General features: G+C 64.5%; 23 protein-coding genes. 12 read left to right on the forward strand and 11 right to left on the reverse strand.

Annotated features, from left to right (window positions below):
• A complete protein-coding gene (locus AC56LR_RS12355; protein ID WP_497130680.1) occupies nt 1–681 on the forward strand; it encodes a PepSY-associated TM helix domain-containing protein in 681 nt (226 codons plus the stop codon).
• A 152-nt stretch (nt 682–833) separates the two neighbouring features.
• The gene (locus AC56LR_RS12360; RefSeq protein ID WP_497130681.1) at nt 834–2933 is read left to right on the forward strand and encodes a TonB-dependent receptor; all 2100 of its coding nucleotides are present in this window, start codon (nt 834–836) and stop codon (nt 2931–2933) included.
• A gap of 249 nt (nt 2934–3182) precedes the next feature.
• Here the strand turns inward: AC56LR_RS12360 and AC56LR_RS12365 are convergent, their stop codons facing one another.
• Complete coding sequence (locus AC56LR_RS12365; protein WP_497130683.1) at nt 3183–3557, reverse strand: hypothetical protein; 375 nt, start codon at nt 3555–3557, stop codon at nt 3183–3185.
• Nucleotides 3558–4036: 479 nt separating this feature from the next.
• Here AC56LR_RS12365 and AC56LR_RS12370 point away from each other — a divergent pair, with 479 nt between their 5' ends.
• A complete protein-coding gene (locus AC56LR_RS12370; protein WP_497130684.1) occupies nt 4037–5524 on the forward strand; it encodes a Y-family DNA polymerase in 1488 nt (495 codons plus the stop codon).
• A gap of 141 nt (nt 5525–5665) precedes the next feature.
• Nucleotides 5666–6118 carry a response regulator gene (locus AC56LR_RS12375; RefSeq protein ID WP_497130685.1) on the forward strand — a complete coding sequence of 151 codons (453 nt, stop codon included), beginning with the start codon at nt 5666–5668 and terminating at the stop codon, nt 6116–6118.
• 47 nt (nt 6119–6165) lie between these two features.
• Here the strand turns inward: AC56LR_RS12375 and AC56LR_RS12380 are convergent, their stop codons facing one another.
• Entirely contained in the window at nt 6166–6870 is a 705-nt protein-coding gene (locus AC56LR_RS12380) for a GNAT family N-acetyltransferase (protein ID WP_497130686.1), read from the reverse strand.
• Between the two features lie 114 nt (nt 6871–6984).
• On the opposite strand from AC56LR_RS12380, the gene AC56LR_RS12385 reads away from it, so the two are divergent.
• Complete coding sequence (locus AC56LR_RS12385; RefSeq protein ID WP_497130688.1) at nt 6985–7188, forward strand: hypothetical protein; 204 nt, start codon at nt 6985–6987, stop codon at nt 7186–7188.
• On the opposite strand, the gene arfB is transcribed toward AC56LR_RS12385, so the two are convergent.
• Nucleotides 7178–7576, reverse strand: coding sequence for an alternative ribosome rescue aminoacyl-tRNA hydrolase ArfB (arfB, locus tag AC56LR_RS12390; protein ID WP_497130725.1), 399 nt, complete (start codon nt 7574–7576; stop codon nt 7178–7180). The genes AC56LR_RS12385 and arfB overlap by 11 nt on opposite strands.
• Before the next feature lie 186 nt (nt 7577–7762).
• Between arfB and AC56LR_RS12395 the strand changes: the two genes are divergently transcribed.
• The 5 genes from AC56LR_RS12395 to AC56LR_RS12415 all read left to right on the forward strand — a co-directional run bounded on the left by AC56LR_RS12395 (nt 7763) and on the right by AC56LR_RS12415 (nt 14617).
• Nucleotides 7763–10147: a sensor domain-containing protein gene (locus AC56LR_RS12395; protein ID WP_497130690.1), complete on the forward strand. Its 2385-nt coding sequence runs from the start codon at nt 7763–7765 to the stop codon at nt 10145–10147.
• A 157-nt stretch (nt 10148–10304) separates the two neighbouring features.
• The gene (locus AC56LR_RS12400) at nt 10305–10763 is read left to right on the forward strand and encodes an Hsp20 family protein (RefSeq protein WP_497130692.1); all 459 of its coding nucleotides are present in this window, start codon (nt 10305–10307) and stop codon (nt 10761–10763) included.
• 279 nt (nt 10764–11042) lie between these two features.
• Nucleotides 11043–12569 carry a Do family serine endopeptidase gene (locus AC56LR_RS12405; protein ID WP_497130694.1) on the forward strand — a complete coding sequence of 509 codons (1527 nt, stop codon included), beginning with the start codon at nt 11043–11045 and terminating at the stop codon, nt 12567–12569.
• Nucleotides 12570–12617: 48 nt separating this feature from the next.
• Entirely contained in the window at nt 12618–13280 is a 663-nt protein-coding gene (locus tag AC56LR_RS12410) for a response regulator (protein WP_171082151.1), read from the forward strand.
• Nucleotides 13277–14617: an ATP-binding protein gene (locus AC56LR_RS12415; protein ID WP_497130696.1), complete on the forward strand. Its 1341-nt coding sequence runs from the start codon at nt 13277–13279 to the stop codon at nt 14615–14617. The genes AC56LR_RS12410 and AC56LR_RS12415 overlap by 4 nt, the downstream gene beginning before the upstream one ends.
• On the opposite strand, the gene AC56LR_RS12420 is transcribed toward AC56LR_RS12415, so the two are convergent.
• The 4 genes from AC56LR_RS12420 to AC56LR_RS12435 all read right to left on the reverse strand — a co-directional run bounded on the left by AC56LR_RS12420 (nt 14614) and on the right by AC56LR_RS12435 (nt 17056).
• A complete protein-coding gene (locus tag AC56LR_RS12420) occupies nt 14614–15693 on the reverse strand; it encodes a hypothetical protein (protein WP_497130698.1) in 1080 nt (359 codons plus the stop codon). The two genes, AC56LR_RS12415 and AC56LR_RS12420, sit on opposite strands and share 4 nt — an antisense overlap.
• Before the next feature lie 46 nt (nt 15694–15739).
• Entirely contained in the window at nt 15740–16186 is a 447-nt protein-coding gene (locus AC56LR_RS12425) for an SRPBCC family protein (RefSeq protein WP_497130700.1), read from the reverse strand.
• A 29-nt stretch (nt 16187–16215) separates the two neighbouring features.
• On the reverse strand, nt 16216–16611 hold the full coding sequence (locus AC56LR_RS12430; RefSeq protein WP_497130701.1) for a GFA family protein: 396 nt from the start codon (nt 16609–16611) through the stop codon (nt 16216–16218).
• Between the two features lie 103 nt (nt 16612–16714).
• On the reverse strand, nt 16715–17056 hold the full coding sequence (locus tag AC56LR_RS12435; RefSeq protein WP_497130703.1) for a hypothetical protein: 342 nt from the start codon (nt 17054–17056) through the stop codon (nt 16715–16717).
• Nucleotides 17057–17288: 232 nt separating this feature from the next.
• Here AC56LR_RS12435 and AC56LR_RS12440 point away from each other — a divergent pair, with 232 nt between their 5' ends.
• Nucleotides 17289–18428 (forward strand): branched-chain amino acid ABC transporter substrate-binding protein, encoded by a 1140-nt coding sequence (locus AC56LR_RS12440; RefSeq protein ID WP_497130705.1) that lies wholly within the window; start codon nt 17289–17291, stop codon nt 18426–18428.
• 9 nt (nt 18429–18437) lie between these two features.
• Nucleotides 18438–18695: an antitoxin Xre/MbcA/ParS toxin-binding domain-containing protein gene (locus AC56LR_RS12445; RefSeq protein ID WP_497130707.1), complete on the forward strand. Its 258-nt coding sequence runs from the start codon at nt 18438–18440 to the stop codon at nt 18693–18695.
• 96 nt (nt 18696–18791) lie between these two features.
• Here the strand turns inward: AC56LR_RS12445 and AC56LR_RS12450 are convergent, their stop codons facing one another.
• The 4 genes from AC56LR_RS12450 to AC56LR_RS12465 form a co-directional block, all read right to left on the reverse strand.
• Nucleotides 18792–18971, reverse strand: a complete 180-nt coding sequence (locus AC56LR_RS12450; RefSeq protein WP_497130709.1) for a hypothetical protein — start codon at nt 18969–18971, stop codon at nt 18792–18794.
• A gap of 66 nt (nt 18972–19037) precedes the next feature.
• The gene (locus AC56LR_RS12455) at nt 19038–20759 is read right to left on the reverse strand and encodes a response regulator (protein ID WP_497130710.1); all 1722 of its coding nucleotides are present in this window, start codon (nt 20757–20759) and stop codon (nt 19038–19040) included.
• Entirely contained in the window at nt 20746–22236 is a 1491-nt protein-coding gene (locus tag AC56LR_RS12460) for an ATPase domain-containing protein (protein ID WP_497130712.1), read from the reverse strand. The genes AC56LR_RS12455 and AC56LR_RS12460 overlap by 14 nt, the downstream gene beginning before the upstream one ends.
• Before the next feature lie 231 nt (nt 22237–22467).
• Nucleotides 22468–24870 carry a TonB-dependent receptor plug domain-containing protein gene (locus tag AC56LR_RS12465; RefSeq protein WP_497130714.1) on the reverse strand — a complete coding sequence of 801 codons (2403 nt, stop codon included), beginning with the start codon at nt 24868–24870 and terminating at the stop codon, nt 22468–22470.
• Between the last annotated feature and the right edge of the window lie 355 nt (nt 24871–25225).

The following is a 25225-nucleotide window of genomic DNA, read 5'->3' on the forward strand; positions in this document are numbered from 1 at the left end:
ATGCAGCGCAGCACCGAGTTGGGCACGTTGCCACATGCCGCCGGCCAGGTCACGCGCCGCCGCAGCCGGCGTGCGGTGGCCCTGACATGGCTGCGCAAGGTCCACCTGTATGTAGGCCTGTGGGGCGCGGTGTTGGGTCTGCTGTTCGGGGCTACCGGCATCATCTTGAATCACCGCGCCATCATGAAGATCCCGGTCGCGAAAACCGTCCAGCGCAGCGCGCAATTGCCGCTGCCCGACCGTACGTTCGCCTCGCCCGCAGTCCTGTCGGCGTGGTTGCAACAGGAATTGAAATTCCCGGCAGTTGCGCCACCCGTTATTAAGACTCAACCGGCCGGTAGCGTCATCTGGGCGGGCCGCGAGCTATCGCAACCCGAGCGGTGGACGATCAACCTGAATCGGCCGCAGGGCGCCGTAAACGCAGAGTACTACGTTGGCAATCGTTTCGTGAAACTGGACCTGGTCGATGCCACGCCGATCGGCACGTTGACCAGGTTGCATATGTCGGTCGGCGTCAACGCGTTCTGGGTGCTGCTCGCTGACACGATCGCTGGCAGCCTGATCCTGCTCTCGGTTACCGGTCTGCTGTTATGGACCCAGCTCCATACATTACGTACCGTAGCAGTGCTCACTTCCTTCTCGGCAGTGGTGGGGGCGCTACTTTTCTACTTGTCCGCTTAGCGCTGCGCCAAGGGCAGATAGCATGCGTCGCCAACGAGAGCCTAAGCGTTGGAATGACAATTCCTGCATTGGATTTGCCATAAAAGATTCGCCACGCACTGAAAATCAACAATAACGATTTCCCATTTCATTCTTACTACTACTCAAAACTTATGAAATCCCGTTCATTCATTTTCCAGCCGACTCGTATTGCCTTGGCGGTCGCAAGTTTTCTTGGTGCAACAATCGTGCATGCTGAAGACCTCAACCAAGCAGTTCCTAAAGTGCTGGTCACTGGGGCGATCGAAGCCGGCTATGTCGAAAAAGGCCCGGTTAGTGCACTGAAGACTGATGCGCCGTTGCGTGATATCCCGCAGGCCGTCACCGTCATCACACGCCAGTTGATGGACGACCAAGCCATGCAGAGCGTCGCTGACGCAATTCGCTATGTGCCTGGTATCGTTACCGCGCAAGGCGAAGGCAATCGCGACACTGCTGTCTTCCGCGGCAACAGCTCGACTAGCGACTTCTATATCGACGGTATCCGCGATGACGTCCAATACTACCGTGACTTCTACAATATCGAGCGCATCGAGGCAGTAAAAGGTGCTAATGCGATGATCTTCGGCCGCGGCGGTTCGGGTGGCGTAATCAACCGGGTCAGCAAGCAGGCCGGCTGGGACAAGGTCCGCGAGGCGGGGTTAACCTTCGGTTCGTATGACCACAAGCGCGTCGCCGTCGATGTCGGGGACGTAGTGAATGCCGACGTGGCTGTGCGCATCAGTGCCATGGCCGAGCAGTCGGACAGCTACCGCAATGGCGTTGAGCTCGAGCGTAAGGGCATCAACCCGACGATGACGATCCGGGCAGGCGCGAACACTAGCGTCAACCTGGGCTATGAACACTTCCGCGACGATCGCATTGCTGACCGCGGTATCCCGTCTATGAACGGCCGCCCCTACGAGACCGATGTGTCCACGTTCTTCGGCAGCGCAGAACTGAGCCCGACCGCGGTACGAGTCAACGCTTTTACTGCCTACGTTGAGCATGGCTTCGGTAACGGCCTGGTTTTGCGCAACCGCACTCGCATCGCCAACTACGACAAGTTTTATCAGAACGTTTATGCCAACAGCGCCGTCAACCCGGTGACCGGCCGCTTGGCTATCGGTGCCTATCATGACGCGACCGAACGTACGAACCGTTTCAACCAGACTGACCTGACTTACTCGCTCTTCACAGGCAATGTGCGGCACAAGCTCACAGCTGGCCTGGAGCTCGGCCGTCAAGAGACCGACAACGTGCGCCGCGCCAGCGTGTTCCCGGGCGGCAGCGTGACCGTTGCGGCCGCCAACCCCATCTATACAGGCGCAGTCGGCTTCCCAACCGCGACTATCAGCAACCATAGCGTTGCCAACGTAGCGTCAGCATACATTCAGGACCACATCGAGTTATCCCCTCAATGGCAACTAATAGCAGGGCTGCGTTACGACCGTTTCAGTGTGGATTTCCGCAATCGCCTAGCCGCAAGCAACGGCGCCTTCGAAGTTACTGATACTCCCGTCTCGCCGCGTGTTGGCTTGATCTACAAGCCGGTCGAAGCGATGTCGCTTTATGCGAGCTTTAGCCGTGCCTACGTGCCACGCGCCGGGGACCAGCTCACCTCGCTGACCGCCACGAATCGGGCGTTCGATCCTGAAAAATTCGATAATGCCGAACTGGGCTTTAAGTGGGATATCCATCGCGGGCTTTCTGCCAGCGCAGCGGTCTACCAGCTGGACCGCACCAATGTAGTTGTGCCCGGCCCAGTCACTGGTACCAGTATTCTGGTCGATGGTCAGACCACCAAGGGGATAGAACTGGAACTGTCGGGGCAGCTAACTTCCGCTTGGAGCGTGATGGGAGGCTATGCCTATCAGAACGCCGAGTTGACCGCAGACCAGTCCGCGACAGTGCGGTCAGGCGCCAAGCTGGCCATGGTGCCAGAGCATACGTTCTCGATGTGGAACCGTTATAACTTCAATGAGCAAATAGGGGTAGCGCTTGGGGTGGTATATCGTGACAGTCTGTACACATCGACCGCCAACACTACTGTGCTGCCATCGTTCACACGTTTCGACGGCGCCTTGTTCTACCGTTTTAACAAGCAGTACCGCTTGCAACTGAACGTGGAAAACCTGTTTGAAAAAAAGTACTATGCGTCGGCACATAATGACAATAACATTACGCCGGGGGCCCCCCGCACCGTGAAATTGTCACTTCACGCCGGCTTCTAAGTTGCCATTGGTACCTACGGAACCACATCGGTTCCGTAGGATTTATGGCACCGACAGCGGTTGATGGTTCTCCACGATCCGAGCCCGAAGCAGGTTACAGCGAACCACAGTCAAAACATCATCAAAGATGCAACATTGCGGCCAAACTGAACCCGACGAAAGTAGTGTAGTTCATGAACTTACCGATACGCTTACCTAAGTATCACTGACGTCGAAGGTTACTATTCGGTATTCGGCAGCAAGTTGTCCTTAATCCCTGTCATGCCAATCACGCCGTTCCTGCTCATAACGCCCGTGTTCGTTGCACCAATGTTCTTTGCGCCACTGTTCTTTACGCCACTGTTCTCTTAGCCACGCCTCCCGTTGCAGCCGCGCCGCGCGTCGCCATGCGCGCCGTTCACGCCATTCGCGACGCTCTTGCCAGCTTGGTTCTACGTATATTTCCTCACTCTCCAAATAGTACTGATTAGGAATAACATACTGTGGGCGCGCTTCTACAACTTGGGGATAGTAAGGTTGAGCCGTACTGGCGTATATGCCAACCCGCACCTGTGCTGCGGCGCTACCGACGAATGCTAATGACAGTACACCCGCAATGAATGCCTTCGTATGGTTTTTCATCATCTTCCTCTCGTTTAACAGCTTTACATGCAAGCCTACCGTTCACAGATCTTAGAACGCGGGTGGAATGTAATGTGACAGGAAGTGGCAACAGGTGTAACAGCGAGTAAGGGCGGTCACAGGTGAAGCTTGGCGAGGTAGCGGGACAACTGGAAGAGCGGTGGCGAAGTCACGCAACTATAAAATACCTTCGCAACGATTTCATGAACGCGTTGCGTCACTCAATTGAATGCGCAACCTACTGTGAATCGCGACAAGGGCCACCTCATCGAGAGTTAGGTTGCTTCTGGGCCGATAGGGACCTCCGGGAAGGCTCAGTGCACAGTGCATGTTGCCACTGAGATAAGTGGAGGTTTGGTTAGAAGCTCGTGAGGATCGCTGCTGCCATAGCACGTCAAATATTACATTTGCTCCACTAGCAAAAAGACCGCAGCGCGACGCGCCGCTGTTCCTGCCCCTCACTCCTTCTTTACTGCAACGACATGCGTTTGTGGATCGGCCTGTCCCTGCCCCAGTTACCGCTCGAAGTCTTCAGCCCCAACTGGTGCAGTGACCCGGGCAGCGTCGTGCTGGAACAAGAACGCGTACTGGCGCTGTCGCCGGCGGCGCGGGCGGCGGGCGTGCTGCCCGGCATGCGGCGCGGCGGCGTGCTCATGCTCCTGCCCGAAGCGCGCCTGTACGAGCGTAGCGCCGTGCGCGAGGCCGAGGCCCTGAACGCGGTCGCGCTGGCGATGCTGCAATACACGCCGCAGGTGGCGCAAGACGAAGAAGCGACGCTGTTGATGGACATCGGCGCCAGCCTGCGCCTGTTCGGCGGCATCCGCGCACTGTGCGCGCGGGTGCGCGCCAATTTGCGGGCGCTGGGCTTCACCGCCTCGGTCAGTTGCGCACCGACGGCGCGGGCGGCCTGGCTGCTGGCGGGCTGCGGCGGCAAGCGTGGGCGCACAGTAAAAATGGCCACGCTCGAACGCCGCCTCGACCGCCTGCCGGTGGCGCTGCTGCTGCCGGCTCGTCCCTACCTGGCCTGGTTCGACGGCATCGGCTGCGAACGCCTCGGCGAGCTGCGGCGCCTGCCGCGCCCCGGCCTGCAGCGCCGTTGCGGGCGCGCGCTGCTCGATACCCTGGATGCGGCCTACGGCATGTGTCCGGAGCTGTTCGAATGGATCGTGCCGCCCGAAAGCTTCCGCGCCCGGCTCGAATTATTCGACCGCATCGAGCAGGCCGACCTGCTGCTGGCGGGCGCCCACCACCTGGTGCTGCAGCTGGTCGGCTGGCTATGTGCGCGCCAGCTCGCGGTCGAGCGCATCACCCTGCTGATCGAACACGAGCGGGGCCGGGTGGCAATGCCCCCGACCCCGCTCGAGATCCTGCTGGCCGAACCCACCTGGCGCGACGAGCACCTGGTGCGCCTGCTCAAGGAGCGCCTGGCCAAGCTGGAATTGCCGGCCCCGGTCATCGGGCTGGTGCTGGAAGCGCAGCAGGTGAGAGCGATGGCGCCGCCGACCGAGTCGCTGTTCCCCGAGCCGGGCGGCACCGAGGAAGACCGGATGCGCATGCTCGAACTGCTGGTGGCGCGCCTGGGCGCAGACAACGTCCTGCAGGCGCTGCCGCAGGCCGACTACCGCCCCGAGGTCGCCAACGAATGGGTGCCGGTGCAGCAAAAGGTGCGCGCAGCCGAACGCGCCGCGCGCCTGCCGCCGAACGTGGCAAGCCTGCCGCGCCCGAGCTGGCTGCTGGCCAAGCCGATCGCGCTGCTGATGCGCGACCACCGGCCGTTCTACGGCTCCCCTTTGAAGGTCGCCTCGACGCCCGAGCGCATCGAGGCCGGCTGGTGGAGCGAAACGCAAACGCGCGACTATTTCATCGCCGAAGGGCAGGATCACGCGCTGTACTGGATCTACCGCGAGCGCATGGTCGGCGGCGGCGAGGAGGCCGAGCCGCGCTGGTATTTGCATGGCTTGTTCGGATAAGGGCGTTGCCTGGCCTGCGCACTGCCCACGACTGCTTGATGCCATCCGTAAACCGGGCGCCGCCATCGCCAGCATTGACCGATACTGGAGCCATCTGTTCGCACGCCGTGTGCGAACAACCATGACATCAGTGGAGGTCGCGTGTTCGGATCACTGAACAGTCGCAAGTTGAGCGCCACAGGGCGCCCGCCCAATTCAGCCTGGGGCGTGCAATCGTTTGAACAAAATGAAGCGAAGAAAGCCGGAACCATTCGCAAGGTATTGGTCGTCGACGACGAGGCCGACGTCGCGGACCTGGCGGAAGTATTGTTGTCGGCGCACGGGTTCGACGCGCTCGTTGCCTATTCCGCGGCCCAGGCGCTCGAGCTGCTCGCCATGCATCCCGACATCGACGCAGTCGTGTCGGACGTCATGATGCCCGGCATGAACGGCCTCGAACTGGCGGACCAGATCGGCAGGCGCTATCCACAAGTCAAGATCGTACTGGCTTCGGGATATATGGCGCCCAACATGGTCAAGGGTCAGCCTTTGACGCAGCTGTTCATCGCCAAGCCCTACCGGATGGACCAGCTCATCAAGCTGCTGCGGACCTGATGCCCGGAGCCGGCAACCCCGCTGGCCTACAGCGCGAGCCAGGTGTTTCAGCCGGCCCGCGCCACCCGTGCCAGGTGCAGCCGGCGCCGCACCGCGAAGCCCAGCGATTCGTACAATGCCACCGCGCTGCGGTTGCTCGGGTAAACGTGCAGGAAAGGGATGCTGCCGCGGTCGATGATGCGACGCATCTTGTCGACCATCAGGCCGCGCGCATGGGCCTTGCCGCGATGCGCCGGATGCACGCAGACAGCGCTCACTTCCAGCAAGCCGTCGAGGCGCATGCGCTCGCCGGTCATGGCGGCCAGCATGCCGCCCTCGCGCACGCCCAGGAATTCCCCCAGCTGGTGGGTGCGGGTCGAGAACGGCCCGGGATTGGTGAGCGTGGCCAGGGCCAGCATCTCCGCCGCATCCGCCTCGCCCAGCACCTCGAAGCGGGTCGCGGCCGGGCCGGGGTCGCGCGTGGCCACCATCTGCCAGACCGGGTCGAGCGGCGTGACGGTGAATCCGGGCGGCGCATCGACCCTGGCGGCGGTCACCAGCATCGCCGTCTCAATCGGCGCGAGCAGCTCGCCCAATGCCGCCCAGGCGGCCGGGCCGGCGTGTTCCAGCGCGGCGAAGGGTCCGTATTCGCGCGGATAGCGCCGCGCCGGCCCGGCGCCCAGTGCCAGCGAACGGTGTCCGCTGCCGAGCGCCGACCAGACCGGATTGTCGAGCGCGGCCAGCATCGAAGGAGAGAGGTCGAAGGTGTCCATGAGAGTGAAATATGGATGGGCTGGAGTGGGCATATTGTGGACCGCCGAGGCCATGCGCGCCAGTAGCTGCCCATGCTATTGTTGCACTTTCTGCATTGACCTGATGAGCCTGCAATGGACTATACCGAGCTGCTGTTTGCCTACCATGTGCGCGAGCTGGCCATGAAACGCCTGGTGCACGAGACCCCCGAAGGCCTCTCGCCCGAGGCGGCGACCCGCTACATGTTCGAGCGCTTCGAGCCGACCGTGATCGGCGTGGTGCGGGAACTGCAGAACGTTGCCGCGATGGTGGCGAAAGCCGGGCCGTCTATTCCGTGACCTTGCCGCGCAAGGCCTTCACCAGCCCGCTGCGCGTCTTGCCGTCGAGCCGGCGCCGCTGCGAGCCGCGCGTCGGCCGGGTAGGGCGGCGCACCACCTGTACCTCGGCGGCCTGGTCCACCAGCGCCTGCAGCCGCTGCAGGGCGTCTTCCTTGTTCTGCTCGAGGCTGCGCGAGGCCTGTGCCTTGAGCACCACCACGCCTTCGCGCGTGATGCGGCTGTCGCGCATCTCCAGCAGGCGCGCCTTGACGTAGTCGGGCAGCGACGAGGCCGCGACATCGAAGCGCGCGTGCACCGCGCACGACACCTTGTTGACGTTCTGGCCGCCCGGCCCCTGGGCCCGGATGGCGCTGAACTGCACTTCTCCCGGATCGATTACCGCCGCCATCATGCATCCTTGCTTGCCTGGGGCCGCAGCTTGCCGCCCATGCCGCCATTCTAATGCCGTAGTGTAAATCTACCCCACGCACGGCAGGGACGGCTCCCGTGCCCGTATTGACAGGCTGCGGTATGATGGTGCTGCCGTCCGACGGTTCCATGGCGGAAGCGCCGGCGCGGCGATACAGGCGGAACCGTGAACCTCTCACCCATGCCCTTGGCAGTATTCGTGGTCGATGCGGCAGGCAAGCTGGCGAGCTGGAACAAGGCCTGCGAGAAGCTCGCCGGCTACAGCGTCGCCGACATCAACGGCGGCACGCTCGACACCATCATCGAATTCGACGACCCACCCGGGCCGGCGCCCTCGATCGCCGAGCGGGCCGACGGCGAGACCGAAGGCACGCTCAAATGCGCCGATGGCCGCCGGCTGGCGGTGCGGGTGCTGGTGGCCGAGCAGTCCTTCGACCCCGGGCAGCCGGGCACCTACAGCGTCATCGTGATTCCCCGGGCCGGCCAGGCCAAGCCGCGCTACGCGCTGATCCAGGACCTCCCGGTCGCCGACCTGATCGAGGACCTGCCTTGCGTGTTCTACGTCATCGACCAGAGCGGCCACCTGCTGCTGTGGAACCACCAGCTCGAGGAAGCGCTCGAGATGGCCAGCGAAGACATGCCCACCTGCGATATCCAGCAGTTCTTCGACGAGCGCGACCGTCCCCTGATCGTCGAGAAGATCTTCGGCGCCTTCGAGGCCGGCGGCTCCTCCCACGAAGCCGAGCTGATCGGCCGGCAAGGCAAGCGCACCACCTTCCTGTTCCATTGCGCGCGCACCAGCCTGGGCAGCCTGCCCTGCATCGTCGGCACCGGACTCGACATCTCCGCGCGCAAGCAGGCCGAGCACGGCCTGCGGGTGCGCGAACGCGCCATCTATTCGAGCATCAACGCCATCGTCATCACCCATTGCGAAAACGGCGAGCACCGCATCGAATACGTCAACCCGGCCTTCGAGGCGCTCACCGGCTACGAGATGGCCGAGATCAAGGGCCGCGATCCGCGCTTCATGCGCATCGAGAACTGCGACGTGCACGAACACCAGCGTATCGCCGAGGCGCTCAAGCGCAAAGAAAGCGTGCGCTCGGTGCTGCGCAACCGGCGCAAGAACGGCCAGATCTTCTGGAACGACCTGCGCATCGACCCGGTGGCCAATGTCGACGGCGAGGTCACGCACTTCGTCGCGGTGATCAACGACATCACCGAGGCGCGCCATTACGAGCGGCGCCTGCACTACCTGGCCCACCACGATCCGCTCACCGGCCTGGCCAACCGCACGCTGCTGCAGGAGCGCCTCAAGGCCGCGGTGGAGTTCGCGGTCGCCAACGGCACGCTCGGCGCGCTGGCCTACCTCGACCTCGACAACTTCAAGCATATCAACGACAACTTCGGCCACGACGCGGGTGACCTGGTGCTGCGCGAAGTGGCCGGGCGCCTGCGCGAGAGCATGCGCGAGGACGACACGGTCGCGCGCGTCGGTGGCGACGAATTCGTGCTGGTCATCGCCAACCAGCCCAGCCACGACCGCATCGCCGACCTGGTCGAGCGCGTGCGCCGCAGCGTGAGCGCGCCGATCGCCTGGGACGGCCAGGAGATCATCCCCGGCGCCAGCATCGGCGTGAGCGTGTTCCCCGAAGACGGGGACACGGCCGACAAGGTCATGCGCGCCGCGGACGCCGCGATGTACCATGCGAAAACCCTCGGCAAGAACAACTTCCAGTTCTATTCCGCGCGCCTGAACCAGATCGTGCACGAACACCTGCTGCTCGAAGCCAGCCTCGGGCGGGCGATCCGCGAACACGAGCTGGTGCTGGGCTACCAGCCCAAGGTGGATATCAAGACGGGCAAGGTGGTGGGAGCCGAAGCGCTGGTGCGCTGGCAACACCCGACCGAGGGCGTCATCCTGCCCGACCGCTTCATTCCGGTGGCCGAGGAAACCGGCCTGATCGTGCCGCTGGGCGACTGGGTGATCAACGAAGCCTGCGGCGCGCTCAAGACCCTGGGCGCGCTCGGCATCGACGACTTCGTCATCTCGGTCAATTTGTCGGCGCGCCAGCTGCGCCAGCGCGATTTTGCCGAACGGCTGGCAAACACCTTGGCCCGCCATGGCGTGCAGCCGGGCAGCCTCGAGCTCGAAGTCACCGAAAGCCAGCTGATGGACCAGCCGAACGACGCCACGGAAGCGCTGGCGCAGCTCAAGGCGCTCGGCGTGCGCCTGTCGATCGACGACTTCGGCACCGGCTACTCGAGCCTGAGCTACCTGCAGAAATTCCCGGTCGACTTCATCAAGATCGACCGCTCCTTCCTCGGCAACGTCACCCACGACGGGCATGCCGTCATCACCCGCGCCATCATCGCGCTCGGGCACAACCTCAAGATGAAAGTGATCGCCGAAGGCGTCGAGACGCGCGAGCAGCTCACCTTCCTGCGCGAGCACGACTGCGACCAGATGCAGGGCTTTTATTTCAGCCCGGCATTGAGCCAGGCATCGCTGCAGAAGATGGTCTGCAGCGATGCCCGCCTGCACGATTAAGTCTGCGGCGCGCAATGCAAATAAAATTTGCAAAATAGCTTAAAAATCCATATTTCCTATGCCTTGAAAGTGGCTTGGCATGGCACTAGATTGGAGTCACCGGATGCTCACGATGAGGTCCGGCAACTTATCGCTTAACTTGACAAGGATACTTACCATGCGTACTTTCGACCTGACTCCCCTCTACCGTTCCGCCATCGGTTTCGATCGCCTGGCCAACCTGCTCGAGCAGCGCGGCGAGCCAAGCTACCCGCCGTACAACATCGAACTGGTGAGCGAAGACCAATACCGCATCGTGATGGCCCTGGCCGGCTTCACCCGCGACGAAGTGGAAATCGTGACCGAGCGCGACACGCTGCACGTCACCGGCCGCAAGCAGAAGGACGAGACCCAGCGCACCTTCCTGCACCGTGGCATCGCCGCCCGCGATTTCGAGCAGCGCTTCCAGCTGGCGAACCACGTGAAGGTCACCAGCGCGTCCTTCGACAACGGCATGCTCACCATCGAACTGGTGCGCGAAGTGCCGGAAGCGTTCAAGCCGCGCAAGATCAACATTGGCGACGCAAACGGCAATACCGGTAACGTCCAGCAGCTGGAACAGCGCGACGCCGCATAAGGCAGGGCAGTAGTGTGAAAGAGGGCGTCCCACGGGGCGCCCTTTTTGACGAGTGGGATTCGTAGGGTGGTCGGCTTTGCCGACCGCGCGTTCAACGAACGTGGATAAGCCACGGAGCGTGTTCATCACCGTAATTTGAACGCGTGGGCGGGAGACCCGCCCGCCCTACGTTAAGACTCACCTAAGGCCAGCTTAAGCATGGTCTAAGCCAGCTTTGGGAAGATACACCCATCGATAGACACCATCATCGGTCAACCATTTTTCATCAGGAGCACATACATGCGTAACGAAGGTGCCGTCACAGCCATCACTGCCAAACGCCTCACGCTGGCCTTGTGTGCCGCGGGCGTCGTCGGCGGAGCGGTCGGTGCGCTTGCAGTCAACCACAACAACGTTGCGGCCGAAACCGCGCCGGCCGCCATCGCTGCGCCGGTGCAGGCCGTCGCTCCTGCGCCCGCCCTTGCAGCGGGCGCCCCGGCGGCCACGATCACCCTTCCTGATTTCACCCGCATCGCCGCCGACCACGGCAAGGCGGTGGTGAACATCCGGGTCATGGGCGGCATCAAGACCGCGAACCGCGGCAACGTGCCGCGCCTCGACCCGAACCATCCGCTCTACGAATTTTTCCGGCAGTTCCAGGACCCCCGCTATGGCGGCGGTCGTGAAGCGCCGGCTCCCGTTTTCGGCGCCGGATCGGGCTTCATCGTAAGCCCGGACGGCGTCATCCTGACCAACGCCCACGTGGTGCAAGGCGCCGACGAAGTCACCGTCAAGCTGCAGGACCGCCGCGAATTCCGCGCCAAGGTCCTGGGCACCGACCCGCGCACCGATGTGGCCGTATTGAAGATCGATGCGAAGAACCTGCCGGTGACCCCGGTCGGCAAATCGCGTTCGCTGCGCGCCGGCGAATGGGTGCTGGCCATCGGCTCGCCCTATGGCCTGGAAAGCACCGTCACCGCCGGCGTGGTGAGCGCCACCGGCCGCTCGCTGCAGGACGGCGTGGTGCCCTTCATCCAGACCGACGTCGCGGTCAACCCCGGCAACTCGGGCGGCCCGCTGTTCAACACACGCGGCGAAGTGGTGGGCATCAACTCGCAAATCTACAGCCAGACCGGCGGCTACCAGGGCCTGTCGTTCGCGATTCCGATCGACGTCGCGGTCAAGATCAAGGACCAGATCGTCGCCACCGGCAAGGTGCAGCATGCCAAGCTGGGCGTGAGCGTGCAGGAAGTCGGCCAGGCCTTTGCCGATTCCTTCCGCCTCGAGTCGCCCGAAGGCGCGCTGGTCTCCAGCGTCGAGCGCGGCGGGCCGGCGGAGCGCGCCGGCCTGAAATCGGGCGACGTGATCCGCCGCGTGAACGGCACGGCGATCGTGTCCTCGGGCGACCTGCCGAGCATCATCGCGCTGGCGCGTCCGGGCGAGCGCGTGGCGCTGGACGTCTGGCGCGACGGCAAACTGGTACGGGTCGATGCGACTCTGGGCGATGCGGCCGAAAAGTCCAGGCGGGGGCAGGAAGAATTGGCGGCAGCGCCCGACAACAGCGCACGACTGGGCCTGGCCCTGCGTCCGCTGGAGCCGATCGAGCGCCGCCAGAGCGGTATCGCGTCCGGCCTCGTGATCGAGGAAAGCTCGGGCGCGGCGGCGATTGCCGGCGTCGAGCCGGGCGATGTCCTTATTTCGGTTAACGGCCGGGCAGTCAATTCGCTCGACCAGGTCCGCGACGTGGTGGCGAAGGCTTCCAAGTCAGTGGCCTTGCTGATCCAGCGCGGGAGTGACAGAATCTTTATTCCTGTGCGGATTGGTTAAGGAAGCGTAGCGTCCTTTGCCCGCAGGTGTTTCAAGAACGGGGAATTCATGCGGCTATTGCTGGTGGAAGACGATACGATGATCGGCGAAGTAGTGCTCGACCTGTTAAGGGCCGAGCACTACGCCGTCGACTGGGTCAAGGACGGCGAAATGGCCGACACGGCCCTCCTGCAGAACCAGAACTATGACCTGGTGCTGCTCGATTTGGGCTTGCCGCGCAAGGACGGCCTCGAAGTGCTGCGCACCATGCGCGCCCGCAAGGACCGCACGCCGGTACTGGTCGCCACCGCGCGCGACTCGGTGGCCCAGCGCATCGCCGGGCTCGACGCCGGCGCGGACGACTACGTCCTCAAGCCCTACGACCTCGATGAGATGCTGGCCCGCATCCGCGCGCTGCTGCGCCGCGCCGCCGGGCGCGCCGAACCCATCTTCGAATACAAGAACCTCACGGTCAATCCCGCCACCCGCGAAGTGCTGGTGGACGGCGTCCCGGTCTCGCTGTCGGCGCGCGAATGGGCCGTGCTCGAGTCGCTCGTGGCCCGGCCCGGCGCCGTGCTCTCGCGCGCCCAGCTGGAGGAAAAGCTGTACAGCTGGCGCGACGAAGTCTCGAGCAATGCGGTGGAAGTGTATATCCACGGCCTGCGCAAGAAGCTGGGCAGCGACGTGATCCAGAACGTGCGCGGCGTCGGCTACATGGTGCCCAAGGCATGAGGTTCACCCCGAAACGGGTGACCCACTCGCTGCGTGGGCGCCTGCTGTGGTACCTGCTGGCGGCGATCACCATCGCCGCGCTGGCGCAGGCCTCGATCGCCTACCGCACCGCGCTGCACGACGCCGACCAGATCTTCGACTACCACATGCAGCAGATGGCGCTCTCGCTGCGCTCGGGTACGCCCCTGTCGAACACCGAGGCCCAGGCGCGCGTGCAGGCCGAAGGCGGCAGCAACGACATGGTGGTGCAGATGTGGTCTCCCGACGGCGTGCAGATGTTCCACAGCGTTTCGCGCGCCCAGCTGCCGCAGCGCGCGGTGCTGGGCTTCTCCAACGTCAAGGCCAACAACACCGTCTACCGGGTGTTCTCGATCCAGACCGAAAACCAGACCGTGCAGGTGGCGCAAGACCTGGCCGTGCGCCGCAACATGGCCGGCAACCTGGCCTTGCGCACGCTCGGGCCGATCGCGGTGATGATGCCGATCCTGATGCTGGTCGTGTGGTGGGTGGTGAGCGGCTCGCTCGACCCGGTCGCGCGCGTGCGCAAGCAGGTGGCCTCGCGCCAGGCCGACGATCTGTCGCCGGTGTCCGAGGCCGGCCTGCCGGACGAAGTGCGCCCCCTGGTGCAGGAACTGAATTTGCTGTTCGGGCGCGTGCAGACCGCCTTCGACGCCCAGCAGAATTTCGTGGCCGACGCCGCCCACGAACTGCGCACGCCGCTGGCAGCCTTGCGGCTGCAGGCGCAAAGCCTGGACCGCGCCGAGTCGCCCGAGGCGCGCAAGGTCGCCGTGTCGCGCCTGACCGCCGGCATCGACCGCGCCACCCGCCTGGTCGAGCAGTTGCTGGTGCTGGCGCGCCAGGAAGCCACCGCCGCCACCGGCGCGGTATGCCGCCAGGTCGACCTGGCCGATCTCGCGCGCCGCACCGTGGCCGACCTGGCCGGCGTGGCCGCGGCCAAGGGTGTCGACGTCGGGGTGCAGCAGGCCGATCCGGCCAGCGTGGAAGGGCAGCCGGACGCGCTGCAGATCCTGCTGCGCAACCTGGTCGACAACGCGATCAAGTACACACCCGGCGGCGGCACGGCCGACATCTCGGTGCGCAAGGACGCCGGCAAGGTCGTGGTGACGGTCGAGGACAGCGGCCCCGGCATCCCGCCGGACGAACGCGAACGCGTGTTCGACCGCTTCTACCGCGTGGCCGGCAGCGAGGCCGCCGGCAGCGGCCTGGGACTGGCGATCATCAAGGCCATCGCCGAGCGGCATGGCGCCAGCCTGGTGCTGGGGCAGTCGCAACGCCTGGGCGGGCTGTCGGCGACCGTGGCGTTCAAGAGCGCCTAGCTGTTTTCGGCCTCGCGATGCGTGAACTCGCCGCGCCTGGCGATACCGGTTAATTCCTTCAGCGCGAGCAGGGTCAACAGGCTCGTGATCGCCAGCACGATCACGAAAGCCCAGTTGGGCACCGTCGTCCGCACCAGGACGATGGTGGCGATCGGCAGGGACATGAAGAGGGCCAGCACCAGGCCGCCCATGACTGTCATCGATTTCACCAGCACCCGCTCCAGTTTCCCGCGTGGCCGGCAGGGCTCGACCAGCAGCCATGGTTCGTCCCGCTCGATACCGGCGTCGCGCAGCCTGAGCATGGCGTGCATGAACAGGACCGACAGGTACAGGGCCGTGATGGTGAAGGCAAGCCCGGCAGACGACCAGGGTATCTTCGCTCCCACCACCGGCAAGGTGAGTTCCTGGGACCGGTAGGATTTCAGGGTTTCATAATAGGACTTGCCGGCGTCTTTCTGGAATCCGGCCCAGGGAATGGCGTCCTTGACGGCCTTTTCCCTGACCTCGATCATGTCGATGAAGACCGACGGCTCTTCGCCTACGACTGTCCAGCCGCTCCTGATCTCATTTTGCACGCCGGTCCAGGATACTGCGCCATCGGCCAGCAGCACTTCGTGCCTCTCGCCTGGAAACGCCAGTGAGGCGATGCTGTAGGCCGCATAGCGAATCTTGTTCGAACCGGCGTAGAGTTTCTCGTAATCCTGGTGGTCCTTGCGCTGCCGCGCCAGCGTTACAGTCTGCGGTTCAGGGTGATAGCGAAAGTCGACCAGCTCTCCGAACGGCATGCGCAACTGCCCATTGAGGGCGGACTTGTCGCGATAATGATCGCGAATGATGTCGACCACGAGGCCCTGTCGCGGGGCCATCATGGGAGCGAACTCGAATGCCGCCTCCACTGCGGGAATGCTGGCCTGGTCAGGCCACTGCGCAGAAGCCAGTGCCGATACCAGGGCGTAGGCCTCGATATTCCGAAGCGTCCTGGACAGCTGTATCGGTTCCGGCGTGAGGGTAAAGGCGCCGAGGAAGAGCAGGAGCGACGCGAGTGCGACCCCCTTGATCGATTTCACGTTGCTCATGGCGCATATCCTTTCAATGACACGCCTGGGGGCTACACGCTCGTGCCTAGTCCCTGATCTCGGCCTCGACCAGCCTGGCCAGCAGCTCGAGCGACTCCTGCCAGCCGAGATAGCAGGCCTCAGGCGGGATCATCGCGGGAATGCCTTCCTGCGTGATTCTCAATTCGACGCCGCAGAACACCGCTCGCAGGGTGACGGTGGTCCGCATCTGGCCGGGCAGGTTCGGGTCCTCGAAGACGGCCGTGTAGCGCAGGCGCCGGCCCGGCTCGAGTTCCAGGTATTCGCCGCCGAATGCATGGCTATGCCCGGTCGTGAAATTCGTGAACGACATCCGGTAGCGCCCGCCGACCCGGCTATCCATCTCGTGCACGGTGCCGATGAAGCCATGCGGCGGCAGCCATTTTGCGAACGCATCGCGGGTGGTGAAGGCGCGGTAGACGCGGTCCGGCGTGGATTTCAGGACGCGGTGCAGTTCGACGGTATGCGTGGACATGATCGGGTTTCCTTGTTGACTGGGGGAATTCATGGAAAGTGTTCGGCATCCGGCGGCGGCACCACCCAGGCATGCATGCGCGCTTCATAGACCGACACCGTCGGGGCGGGAAAGGCCGGATCGGCGAAGGCGCCGACCGGAATGCCCACGAAGCCGCCGAAGGCCTCGGGTTCATACCAGACCGTGGAGCCGCATTGCGGACAGAAGTGGAAGCGGGCGCGCGTGCCTTCGTCCCCGGTGCGGACGTATTCGGTCGAGATGCCGCTGGTCGTGACCTGCTCGCGCGGGAAGCGTGCCTGCTGCGCAAAAGGGCTGCCCGTACGGCGCTGGCAAGCCAGGCAGTGGCAGATCGAATTGCGGACCGGATCGCCGCTCACCTGGGCCGACAGCTGGCCGCAACTGCAGGATGCCATTCGCGTAGTCACGTTCACTCCCGAGAATTTGTCGTTCAGTTGATGACGTAGGGGGGGATCGATGCAAGCCCTCATTGGACCGCCGGCCTGCCCGAACGACTGCAATGCTACCCGATTAAACCTGGCAACCCAGCTTTTCGTAGCGCTTGCGCAGGATGAGCAAGTCCTGCTGCACCGATTCGATCACCGGCGACCGCGGTCCGCGCTCGGCCGCTTCCGATTCGAGGATGGCGGTCTTCAGGCGCCTGCATTCGTCCTTGGCCTCCGCGCCGGCCTGTAGCCGGCGCGCCGGTCCGGCCGGTTTTTTCCCGCCAGGGCAGGGCTGCGCCGATACCGCGGGGCGGCCCCCGCTGTCGCAGCGGTAAGGCAGATGGTGGGGCGAGGGCTGGCCGGCCTGGGCCGGTACAAGGACGAGGGACAGCGAAACGCTTGCCGCAAGCAAGGCAAGGCGAGGCATGGATGGGGTAGGAATGGTGGTCTCCGCGGGCTTGGAGGAATCCTGGCGGTGCCGGCCCTCTCTTTATGCAAGCTGGGCAGAATACAAGAGTTTCGCTGTTGAATTCTATCCAATTGTCACACGTAGTTCCCGGCACGCATGGGTCGTCGGCAGGCCTTGCGCGCCGGCGTTAGAATGCTCCTTTGGGCCTGCCGGAGTCGCCGGCCCTGACGGATCAATTGACGAGGAATCGATGAAGAAGCAAGCAGTCCTGTTGGCGGCGCTGTCGGCCGCCGCTGCCGTGAATACCCCGGCCTCGGCCCAGGAAGTGGTCCGGATCGGCCACGCGGCCGCGGTGACGGGCCCGGTGGCCTATTTTGGCAAGGACACCGAAAATGGCGCGCGCATGGCGATCGAGGCGCTCAATGCCCGGGGCACGCGCATCGGCGGGAAGAAAGTGCGCTTCGAGCTGCTGGCCGAAGACGACGCGGGCGACCCGAAGCAGGCCACCAGCGTGGCGCAGAAACTGGTCGATGCGAAGATCCACGGCATGGTCGGTCACGAGACCTCCGGCACCACGATTCCCGCTTCGAAGATCTACCACGCGGCCGGCATCCCGCAGGTATCGCCCTCGAGCACCAGCCCGAAGTACACGCAGCAAGGCTTCCACACCGCCTTCCGGGTGGTGGCCAACGACGTGCAGCTGGGGCAGGCGCTGGGCCGCTACGCCGTGGGCAGCATGAAGGCCAGGCGCGTCGCGGTGGTGGACGACCGCACCGCCTACGGCCAGGGCCTGGCGGCGGAGTTCTCGCGCAGCCTGCAGAAGCAGGGCGGCAGCGTGGTGGCGCGCGAATTCACCAACGACAAGGCACTGGAATTCAGCGCCATCATCACGCGTATCCGCGCGATGAAACCGGACCTGGTTTTCTTCGGCGGCATGAGCGCGACGGCCGGCCCGATGCTGCGCCAGATGAAGCAGCTCGGCATGAACGTGCGCATGATGGGCGGCGACGGCATCTGCTCGGACGAGACCCACAAGCTCTCGGGCGGCACCATGGCGGACCGTCAGGTCGTCTGCGCGGAAGCGGGCGGCGTGCAGGGCGAGGCCAAGGCCGGCATGGACAAGTTCCGCGCCGATTACAAGAAGCGCTTCGGCATCGACGTGCAGATCAACGCCCCGTATGCCTACGACTCGGTGATGACGATGGCCGAGGCCATGGTGAAAGCCGGTTCGTCGGCGCCGGCGACCTACCTGCCGGTGCTGGCGAAGATCCAGTACAAGGGCGTGACCGGCTTGATCTCGTTCGATGCACGCGGCGACATCCGCGACGGCACCATCACGCTGTACACGTTCAAGGGCGGCAAGCGTTCGCTGCTGGCCGTCACCAAATAAAGGCAGGCCATGGCAGACGACAAACAGCTCAACCCGGATGCCTTCGCCGCGCTGCGCGAGCGTTTTGGCCAGCAATCGCGCAAGGCGCAGGCCTACTACACGGTGATGCACGCGGTGCGCGGCATGCTCGGAAGCGATGACGCGGCCAGCGCCTGGATGGAAGAGCCGCAGGCTGCGCTGGGCGGACAATCCGCGGCGCAGGCCGTGGCGGCCGGACGCGAAGAAGAAGTGCTGGCCCACGTGGGCACGCTCAAGGGCAGGCTTTAGAAAACGCCCAGCAAGAGCAGCACCAGCAGCGTCAACACGACCGACACCACGATGGAACCGAGGCAACCGAGTTTGTTCGAGAAGAACAGGAACATATCAGTCGCCCGGTCCTTCGCCGGGCATCGTGTCGGCCATCAGCCGTAACTCTTCCGGCGTCAGGTCTTCCGGTTTCTTGTCCTTCAGGCCGTCGACGTCGTCCGGCAAGGCCTTGGCCTGGTGCGCCTGCTCGTCCTGCGCGTCGTCGTCCTGGTCCTGGATGTGCGGTTCGATACCCATATTCTGCTCCCCGATGCATGTCAATTAGGTAAGCGAAGTGTGGCACAGACTGGATTTCGGCGGCGTTCAGCGCGGCAGTGCTTCCTGGGCCGCGCGCTCGAGCGCCCGTTCGACGCTCACCGCCAGCTCGGCGAGCTGGAAGGGCTTGCGCAGCAAGGTGTCGTTGCCGAGCACCTCGTCGATCGCATGCATGTCCGCATAGCCGGTCGCGATGATCATCGGTATTCCCGGGAACACCTCGCGCGCGCGCAGCATGAGTTCCGCCCCGGTGATCCCCGGCATCAGGTAATCGGTGATGATCAGGTCGGGACGGGCGCGCTGCAGCTCGCGCAGGCCGGCTTCGCCATCGGCGGCCTGGGTCACCACGTGGCCGAAGGCCTCGAGCGAGGACACCATCGATTCGCGCACAAAATTGTCGTCCTCGACGATCAGGATGCGCGCTCCCTGCCTGGTTTCGGGCAGGGCGGACGGCAGCGACTGCTCGGGCTCGTGCAGGCCATGCGCGGCCGGCAGCCAGATCTCGACCGTCGTGCCGGCGCCAGGCTGGCTGAGGATGCGCGCCGCGCCGCCGGACTGGCGCGCCATGCCGTACACCTGGGACAGGCCCAGGCCGGTGCCCTTGCCGACCGCCTTGGTCGTGAAGAACGGCTCAAACACCTTGGCGATGACGTCCGGCGCCATGCCCTGGCCGCTGTCGGTGACCGCGATGCGGACATAGTCGCCCGGCGGCAGCAGCCCGTCCGGCGCCTGCGCGTCGCCCGCGTGGAAGAACAGTTCGCCGTGGCCGTCCATCGCATCGCGTGCGTTGATGGCCAGGTTCAGCAGGGCCATCTCCATCTGGTTGGCGTCGGCCAGCACGCTGGCGCAGGGCTGGGTCACCTCGAAATGCAGCTTGACCGCCGAGCCCACCGATGTGGCCACCAGTTCGCGCACGCCGTCGAACAGGGCGCCGACTTCGGACTGGCGCAGGTCGAGGTTCTGGTTGCGGGCAAAGGCCAGCAGCTGGCTGGTGAGCTTGCCGCCGCGCTGGCAGGCCCGCCGCGCGATCTCGGCGCGCTGCTTCGCGGTTTCGTCTTTCGACAGCAGCAGGATCAGGTCCATGCTGCCCTGGACCACGTTGAGCAGGTTGTTGAAGTCGTGGGCGATGCCGCCGGTGAGGCGGCCGATCGCTTCCATCTTCTGGAACTGCACCATCGCCTGCTGCACGCGCTCGCGCTCGATCACTTCGTTCATCAGGCGGTCGTTGGCCTGGGCCAGCGCGCGGGTGCGCTCCTCGATGCGCGACTCGAGGTTCTCGTTCAGGGAGAGCAGGGCGTGCTGGCTTTGCTGCAGGCTGGCCGCGGTGCGCTCGCGGTCGGCCAGCAGGTCGCGCGCCTGGTACTGGCGGCGGCGCGCGCGCAGCGCGGAATTGGCGGCGCTGCGCAGGGTCTGGGCGTTGAGCGGACGCTCGAGCAGGATGATGTTGCCCAGCTCTTCGACCCGTGCGCGCGCGCTTTCCTGCGGCAGGCCCATGGCCTTCGCGAGCAGGATCACGAACGGAAAGTCCGACCATGGCGCCTGGTGGCCCAGCCAGGCATACAGGGGCGCCAGGTCGATGCCGTGCAGCGCTTCCTCGGCCACGATCGCGGTGCCCGCCCCCTGCTCGAGCCCAGCGTAGAGTTCGGCGAAATCCTGCACGACCTTGCACAGGCCGCCGTCGCGCGCCAGCACCGAGCACATGACCTCGGCGTCGCGTCCGCGCGGCGCCAGGATCAGGATGCGTTCCTCTTGCGTATCAGCCTGCTGCATGCGGCAGGGGAGGCATCATCGGTGTGTTGCCGCGATAGCTCGGCAGGCCGGTCAGGACGCCTTCGAAGCCCTCCAGCGGGTCGCCGATGCGGATACCGTCGCGGGTGAGCTGCAGCTCGTGGATGGTGTGCGCATGCTCCGCCGCGCGGCTCTTGATGACGGTAATTGCGCGGCGCAGGCGCCCGTTCGATTCGAAGAATCGCAGCAGCACGGTGCTGTCGCTCAGGTAGCTGAGGTCGACATCGGACTTGACCTCGCCGATGATGCCGTGCTGTCCCAGCACCAGCACCGTGGTCACGCCCTGCTGGTTCAGGTAGGACAGCAGCTCGTGCATCTGCAGGATCAGGTACTGCTCGCCCGGCATCGCCTGCAGGTAGGCATTCAGGCTGTCGATCACCAGGAAATTCACGCCTTTGAGTTCGACGGCGTCGCGCAGCATCTGGGCGAACTGGCCCGGCGACAGCTCGGCCGGATCGATGTGATGGATGTGCAGCTGGCCGTTGTCGACGAAGGGTTTCAGGTCCATCCCGAGAGCGAGGCTGCGCGCGAAGAAGGTCCCGAGGCCCTCGTCGAACAGATAGAAGGCGGCGCGCTCGCCGCGTTCCAGCGCCGACAGCAGGCAGCGGGTCGAGATGGTGGTCTTGCCGATGCCCGAGGGACCGACGATCAGGGAATTGGTGCCGCGCACCAGCCCGCCGCCCAGCAGCCGGTCGAAGCTCTCGGTGCCGCTCGGGCAGACGGCGGGCACGAAATCGCGCATGTGTTCCGAGGCGACCAGGCGCGGGTACACCGTGATGCCGCCGGTATCGAGCGTGTAGTCATGGTAGCCGCCGCGGAAGCGGATGCCGCGCATCTTGATGATGTTCACGCGCCGGCGTTCCGTGCCGAATTCCTTGGCGATCTGCTCCAGGCTGATGACGCCATGGGCGATGCTGTGCAGGTGCTGGTCCGGCTGGCTGGTTTTATCGTCGAGCAGCAGCACGGTGCAGGCGCGCGCCGAGAAGAACTGCTTGAGCGCCAGGATCTGGCGGCGGTAGCGCAGCGGGTTCTGCGCCAGCAGGCGCATTTCGGACAGGCTGTCGAACACCACCCGCACCGGCTTGACCTGGTCGACCTGCTTCATGACCTTGCGCGTGGTCTCGCCCAGCTCGACTTCGGACGGATGAAACACCGACTGCTGCGCATCGAGATCGAGCTCGGAATCGTCGGCCAGTTCGAACAGCGACAGCGCGCCGATGCTCCAGCCGTGGCTGGCGGCAACCATCTTGAGCTCATCGGCCGTCTCGGACAGGGTGATGTACAGGCCTGATTCTCCCTTGGCCACGCCGTCGAGCAGGAACTGCAGGCCCAGCGTGGTCTTGCCGGCGCCGGGCGAACCCTCGACCAGGTAGACGCGCTGGGGCGTCAGGCCGCCTCCGAGGATGTCGTCGAGACCGGTGATGCCGGTGGAGATGCGGGTAGGTACAGCAGTATTCATGGACGGCCTGTCGCTGCCGCGCGGTGGCGGGCATATTCATGGAGATCGTTGCGTGCATTCAACGACAATTATTGAAAACATTATACGCATGCGCCTCCTGATTTCTGTGCACTCGCGAACACAGCTCATCCATAAGGCGGGCCGAGGGTAAACGGGGGGTTGCAAGCCTGGTCGCCCAAACGAAAAGGGCCCCGCGAGGAGCCCTTCATGCCGCCGATCGGTGGTGCCGGATCAGAACCGGTGCGACAGGCGCGCGAACAGTGCCGCGCCGTTCAGGCCGAACTGCACGCTCTCGTACTTGAAGCCGTTGTCGGTCTCGTTCGCATCCTGCACCGTCGGCTTGACGTTGAAGATGTTGGTGCCGCCAACCGTGAACTTCGTTCTATCGGTGAAGGCCCAGGTGAACGACAGGTCGCTCGATGTCTTCGGCTTGTAGTACTGGTTCGGCACCGGCGGGCCCGAGAAGGTGCCCAGGGTCTGCGGGCCGAAGTGCACGATGCGCAGCGAGGTTTCCAGCTGGCCGAGCGCGTACTCGAAGCCCAGCGTGGCCTTGCGGCGCGGCGCGCCTTCTTCGATGAACAGGCGCTCGCGCTCGGACAGCAGCACGTCCTCGAAGCCGCTCAGCGCACTCGGAGCGTGCACGCCGGTCACTTCGGTCTTGGAGAAGTTCAGGGCCAGGAAGGTGGTGAGCTTGCCGGCCCCCAGGTCCGCACGGTTCGACACCGTCACGTCCAGGCCTTGCGTCTTGGTGTCGACCGAGTTCACGAAGAACTGCGCCTGGCCCACGCCGAGGCGCTGCAAGGTAGCGCCCAGGGCAGGGAAGTTGTCGGCGTTGAAGCCTCCCGACAGCGCGATGCGGTCGTCGATGTTGATGCGGTACAGGTCGGCCGTCAGCGAGGTGGCCGCGTTCGGCGCCCAGGTCAGGCCCAGCGTGTAGCTCCTGGACTGCTCGTCCTTCAGTTGCGGGATGCCGGCGGCGCCGGCGACCGGGCCGGCGGTCGGCGCCAGCACCACGTCCAGCGGCTGGCCGCTGATGAATTCGGTGAAGGTCGACGAGAAGAACACCTGCTGCAGCGACGGCGCGCGGAAGCCCGTGCTGGCCGAAGCGCGCAGCAGCACAGCTGGATTGATCCTGTAGGCGCCGGCCAGCTTGCCGGTGGTGGTCGAGCCGAAGTCCGAATAGCGCTCGTGGCGCAGCGCGGCCTGCAGCTTGAAGCGGTCGGTGACGTCGGTTTCGATGTCGACGTAGCCTGCGCTCGAGTGGCGGTCGGCGTCGGTTTCGTCGCCCGGCTGGAAGCCCGGGAAGCCCTGGCTGCCGGCGTTACCGCCTTCGCCCACGCCGTCGGCATCGATCCAGGAGCCGGTTTCGCCGGCAAAGATCTTGTAGTTCTCGCGGCGGTGCTCGAGGCCGAAGGCCAGGTTCATCCCGTTCATGACGCCGCCGTAGAAGCGGCTGACGTCGAAGTTGGTGGTGGCCTGGCGGAACGAGAAACCGCCTGCGTCGAATGCGCTGCTGCTCACGCCGCGGCCGCCACGCGCCAGGTCGATGTTGGCGAGCGACGCGTTGAGCGTGTTCGCGATGTTGTACAGCAGGCGGTTGTAGCCATAGGTCTGCGACAGGTCGGCATTCCATTCGCCCGCGCGCCAGCGGTAGCCGATCGTGCCCGAGCGGTCATCGACGTCGCCATTGATGAAGGGGACGAAGCCGTCCGGGTACATGGCGGCCGAATTGCGCGACGGGATATCGTCCGAACCCAGGCCGCCGCGCGCAAATGCCGCCGACGAGGCGTCGCGCGTCTGCACGCCCGCCGTGAGATACAGCTTGCCTGGACCGGCAGGGAATTCGCCGTTCACGTACAGGGATGTATTTTGCGCCTTGGTGTCGCCGATGATGCGCGGGTTGCCTTCTTCGGCGCGGTTCGAGCGTCCGCGGTCGTAGTATTCACCGGTGATGCCCAGCACGCCGCCGGCCGCGGCGACGCCGCAATAGGCCGAGGCTAGATAATTCTTGCCGTCGCCTTCGCTGTACTGGCCATAGCCCAGGACCGACTCGCAGCCCAGCGATTTCTTCATTTCGATATTGATCACGCCGGCGATCGCATCCGAGCCGTATTGCGCGGCGGCGCCGTCGCGCAGCACCTGCACGTTACGGATGGCCATCAGGGGCAGGGTGTTCATGTCGGTGCCGGTGTTGCCGCGGTTGCGCGCACCGAACAGGTTGACCAGCGCCGTGGTGTGGCGGCGCTTGCCGTTGACCAGCACCAGGGTCTGGTCCGATCCCAGGCCGCGCAGCGCGGCGGAATCGACCAGGTCGGCGCCGTCGGCGCCGGTCTGGCGGGTCGAGTTGAACGAAGGGGAAACGTTGTTCAGCACCTGGGCCAGGTCGAACTGGCCGCCTTGCTCGGTTGCCTTGGTCATCGGGATGAAATCGACCGGCACAGCGGTGTCGATCGACGAAGCGTTACCCACGCGGCGCGAGCCGACCACGCTGACGCTCGGGATGAAGGCTTCCTGGGCGGCGGGGGCGGTAGCCGGTTCGGCGGTCTGCGCGAAGGCGGCAGGTGCGGCGACGAGGGCGACGCCGCCATACAGGGCGAGCAGGACTGAATGCGGTAACAGTTTCAGTTTGAACACGGACATCTCCGAAGGCAAAATTGAATACTAATCAATTATCCGTGGAGCAACCAATGACTCTGTACCATTAACACAACATTGTTCTTATATAACCGCAGTTTATGGGTGGTGGGTAGGGTGGTCGGCTTTGCCGACCGCGCGGTGATAGTCAGGCTTTGAACAGTCGCACGGGCGGTAGTGCCGTGATTTGAACGCGCGGGCGGGAGAACCCGCCCACCCTACGAAATGCCCATATGGGACTTCGGGGTCAGGTCCTGACCCTTCCCCACATATTTTCCTTGTAGGCGGGCCGGGTTGCTGCTAGCTTCCCTGTCAAAAAAGCGGTGCATGCATGGCTGTGTTAGCCCTCTCTTTC

The sequence above is a fragment of the Telluria sp. ZT3P39 genome, assembly GCF_059685935.1.

Excerpts from the sequence above, each read along its gene's own strand:
- AC56LR_RS12355 (WP_497130680.1), top strand. The coding sequence starts at position 1 with ATGCAGCGCAGCACCGAGTTGGGCACGTTGCCACATGCCGCCGGCCAG.
- AC56LR_RS12360 (WP_497130681.1), top strand. The coding sequence starts at position 834 with ATGAAATCCCGTTCATTCATTTTCCAGCCGACTCGTATTGCCTTGGCG.
- AC56LR_RS12365 (WP_497130683.1), bottom strand. The coding sequence starts at position 3,557 with ATGATGAAAAACCATACGAAGGCATTCATTGCGGGTGTACTGTCATTA.
- AC56LR_RS12370 (WP_497130684.1), top strand. The coding sequence starts at position 4,037 with ATGCGTTTGTGGATCGGCCTGTCCCTGCCCCAGTTACCGCTCGAAGTC.
- AC56LR_RS12380 (WP_497130686.1), bottom strand. The coding sequence starts at position 6,870 with ATGGACACCTTCGACCTCTCTCCTTCGATGCTGGCCGCGCTCGACAAT.
- AC56LR_RS12385 (WP_497130688.1), top strand. The coding sequence starts at position 6,985 with ATGGACTATACCGAGCTGCTGTTTGCCTACCATGTGCGCGAGCTGGCC.
- arfB (WP_497130725.1), bottom strand. The coding sequence starts at position 7,576 with ATGGCGGCGGTAATCGATCCGGGAGAAGTGCAGTTCAGCGCCATCCGG.
- AC56LR_RS12400 (WP_497130692.1), top strand. The coding sequence starts at position 10,305 with ATGCGTACTTTCGACCTGACTCCCCTCTACCGTTCCGCCATCGGTTTC.
- AC56LR_RS12405 (WP_497130694.1), top strand. The coding sequence starts at position 11,043 with ATGCGTAACGAAGGTGCCGTCACAGCCATCACTGCCAAACGCCTCACG.
- AC56LR_RS12410 (WP_171082151.1), top strand. The coding sequence starts at position 12,618 with ATGCGGCTATTGCTGGTGGAAGACGATACGATGATCGGCGAAGTAGTG.
- AC56LR_RS12415 (WP_497130696.1), top strand. The coding sequence starts at position 13,277 with ATGAGGTTCACCCCGAAACGGGTGACCCACTCGCTGCGTGGGCGCCTG.
- AC56LR_RS12420 (WP_497130698.1), bottom strand. The coding sequence starts at position 15,693 with ATGAGCAACGTGAAATCGATCAAGGGGGTCGCACTCGCGTCGCTCCTG.
- AC56LR_RS12425 (WP_497130700.1), bottom strand. The coding sequence starts at position 16,186 with ATGTCCACGCATACCGTCGAACTGCACCGCGTCCTGAAATCCACGCCG.
- AC56LR_RS12435 (WP_497130703.1), bottom strand. The coding sequence starts at position 17,056 with ATGCCTCGCCTTGCCTTGCTTGCGGCAAGCGTTTCGCTGTCCCTCGTC.
- AC56LR_RS12440 (WP_497130705.1), top strand. The coding sequence starts at position 17,289 with ATGAAGAAGCAAGCAGTCCTGTTGGCGGCGCTGTCGGCCGCCGCTGCC.
- AC56LR_RS12445 (WP_497130707.1), top strand. The coding sequence starts at position 18,438 with ATGGCAGACGACAAACAGCTCAACCCGGATGCCTTCGCCGCGCTGCGC.
- AC56LR_RS12450 (WP_497130709.1), bottom strand. The coding sequence starts at position 18,971 with ATGGGTATCGAACCGCACATCCAGGACCAGGACGACGACGCGCAGGAC.
- AC56LR_RS12455 (WP_497130710.1), bottom strand. The coding sequence starts at position 20,759 with ATGCAGCAGGCTGATACGCAAGAGGAACGCATCCTGATCCTGGCGCCG.
- AC56LR_RS12460 (WP_497130712.1), bottom strand. The coding sequence starts at position 22,236 with ATGAATACTGCTGTACCTACCCGCATCTCCACCGGCATCACCGGTCTC.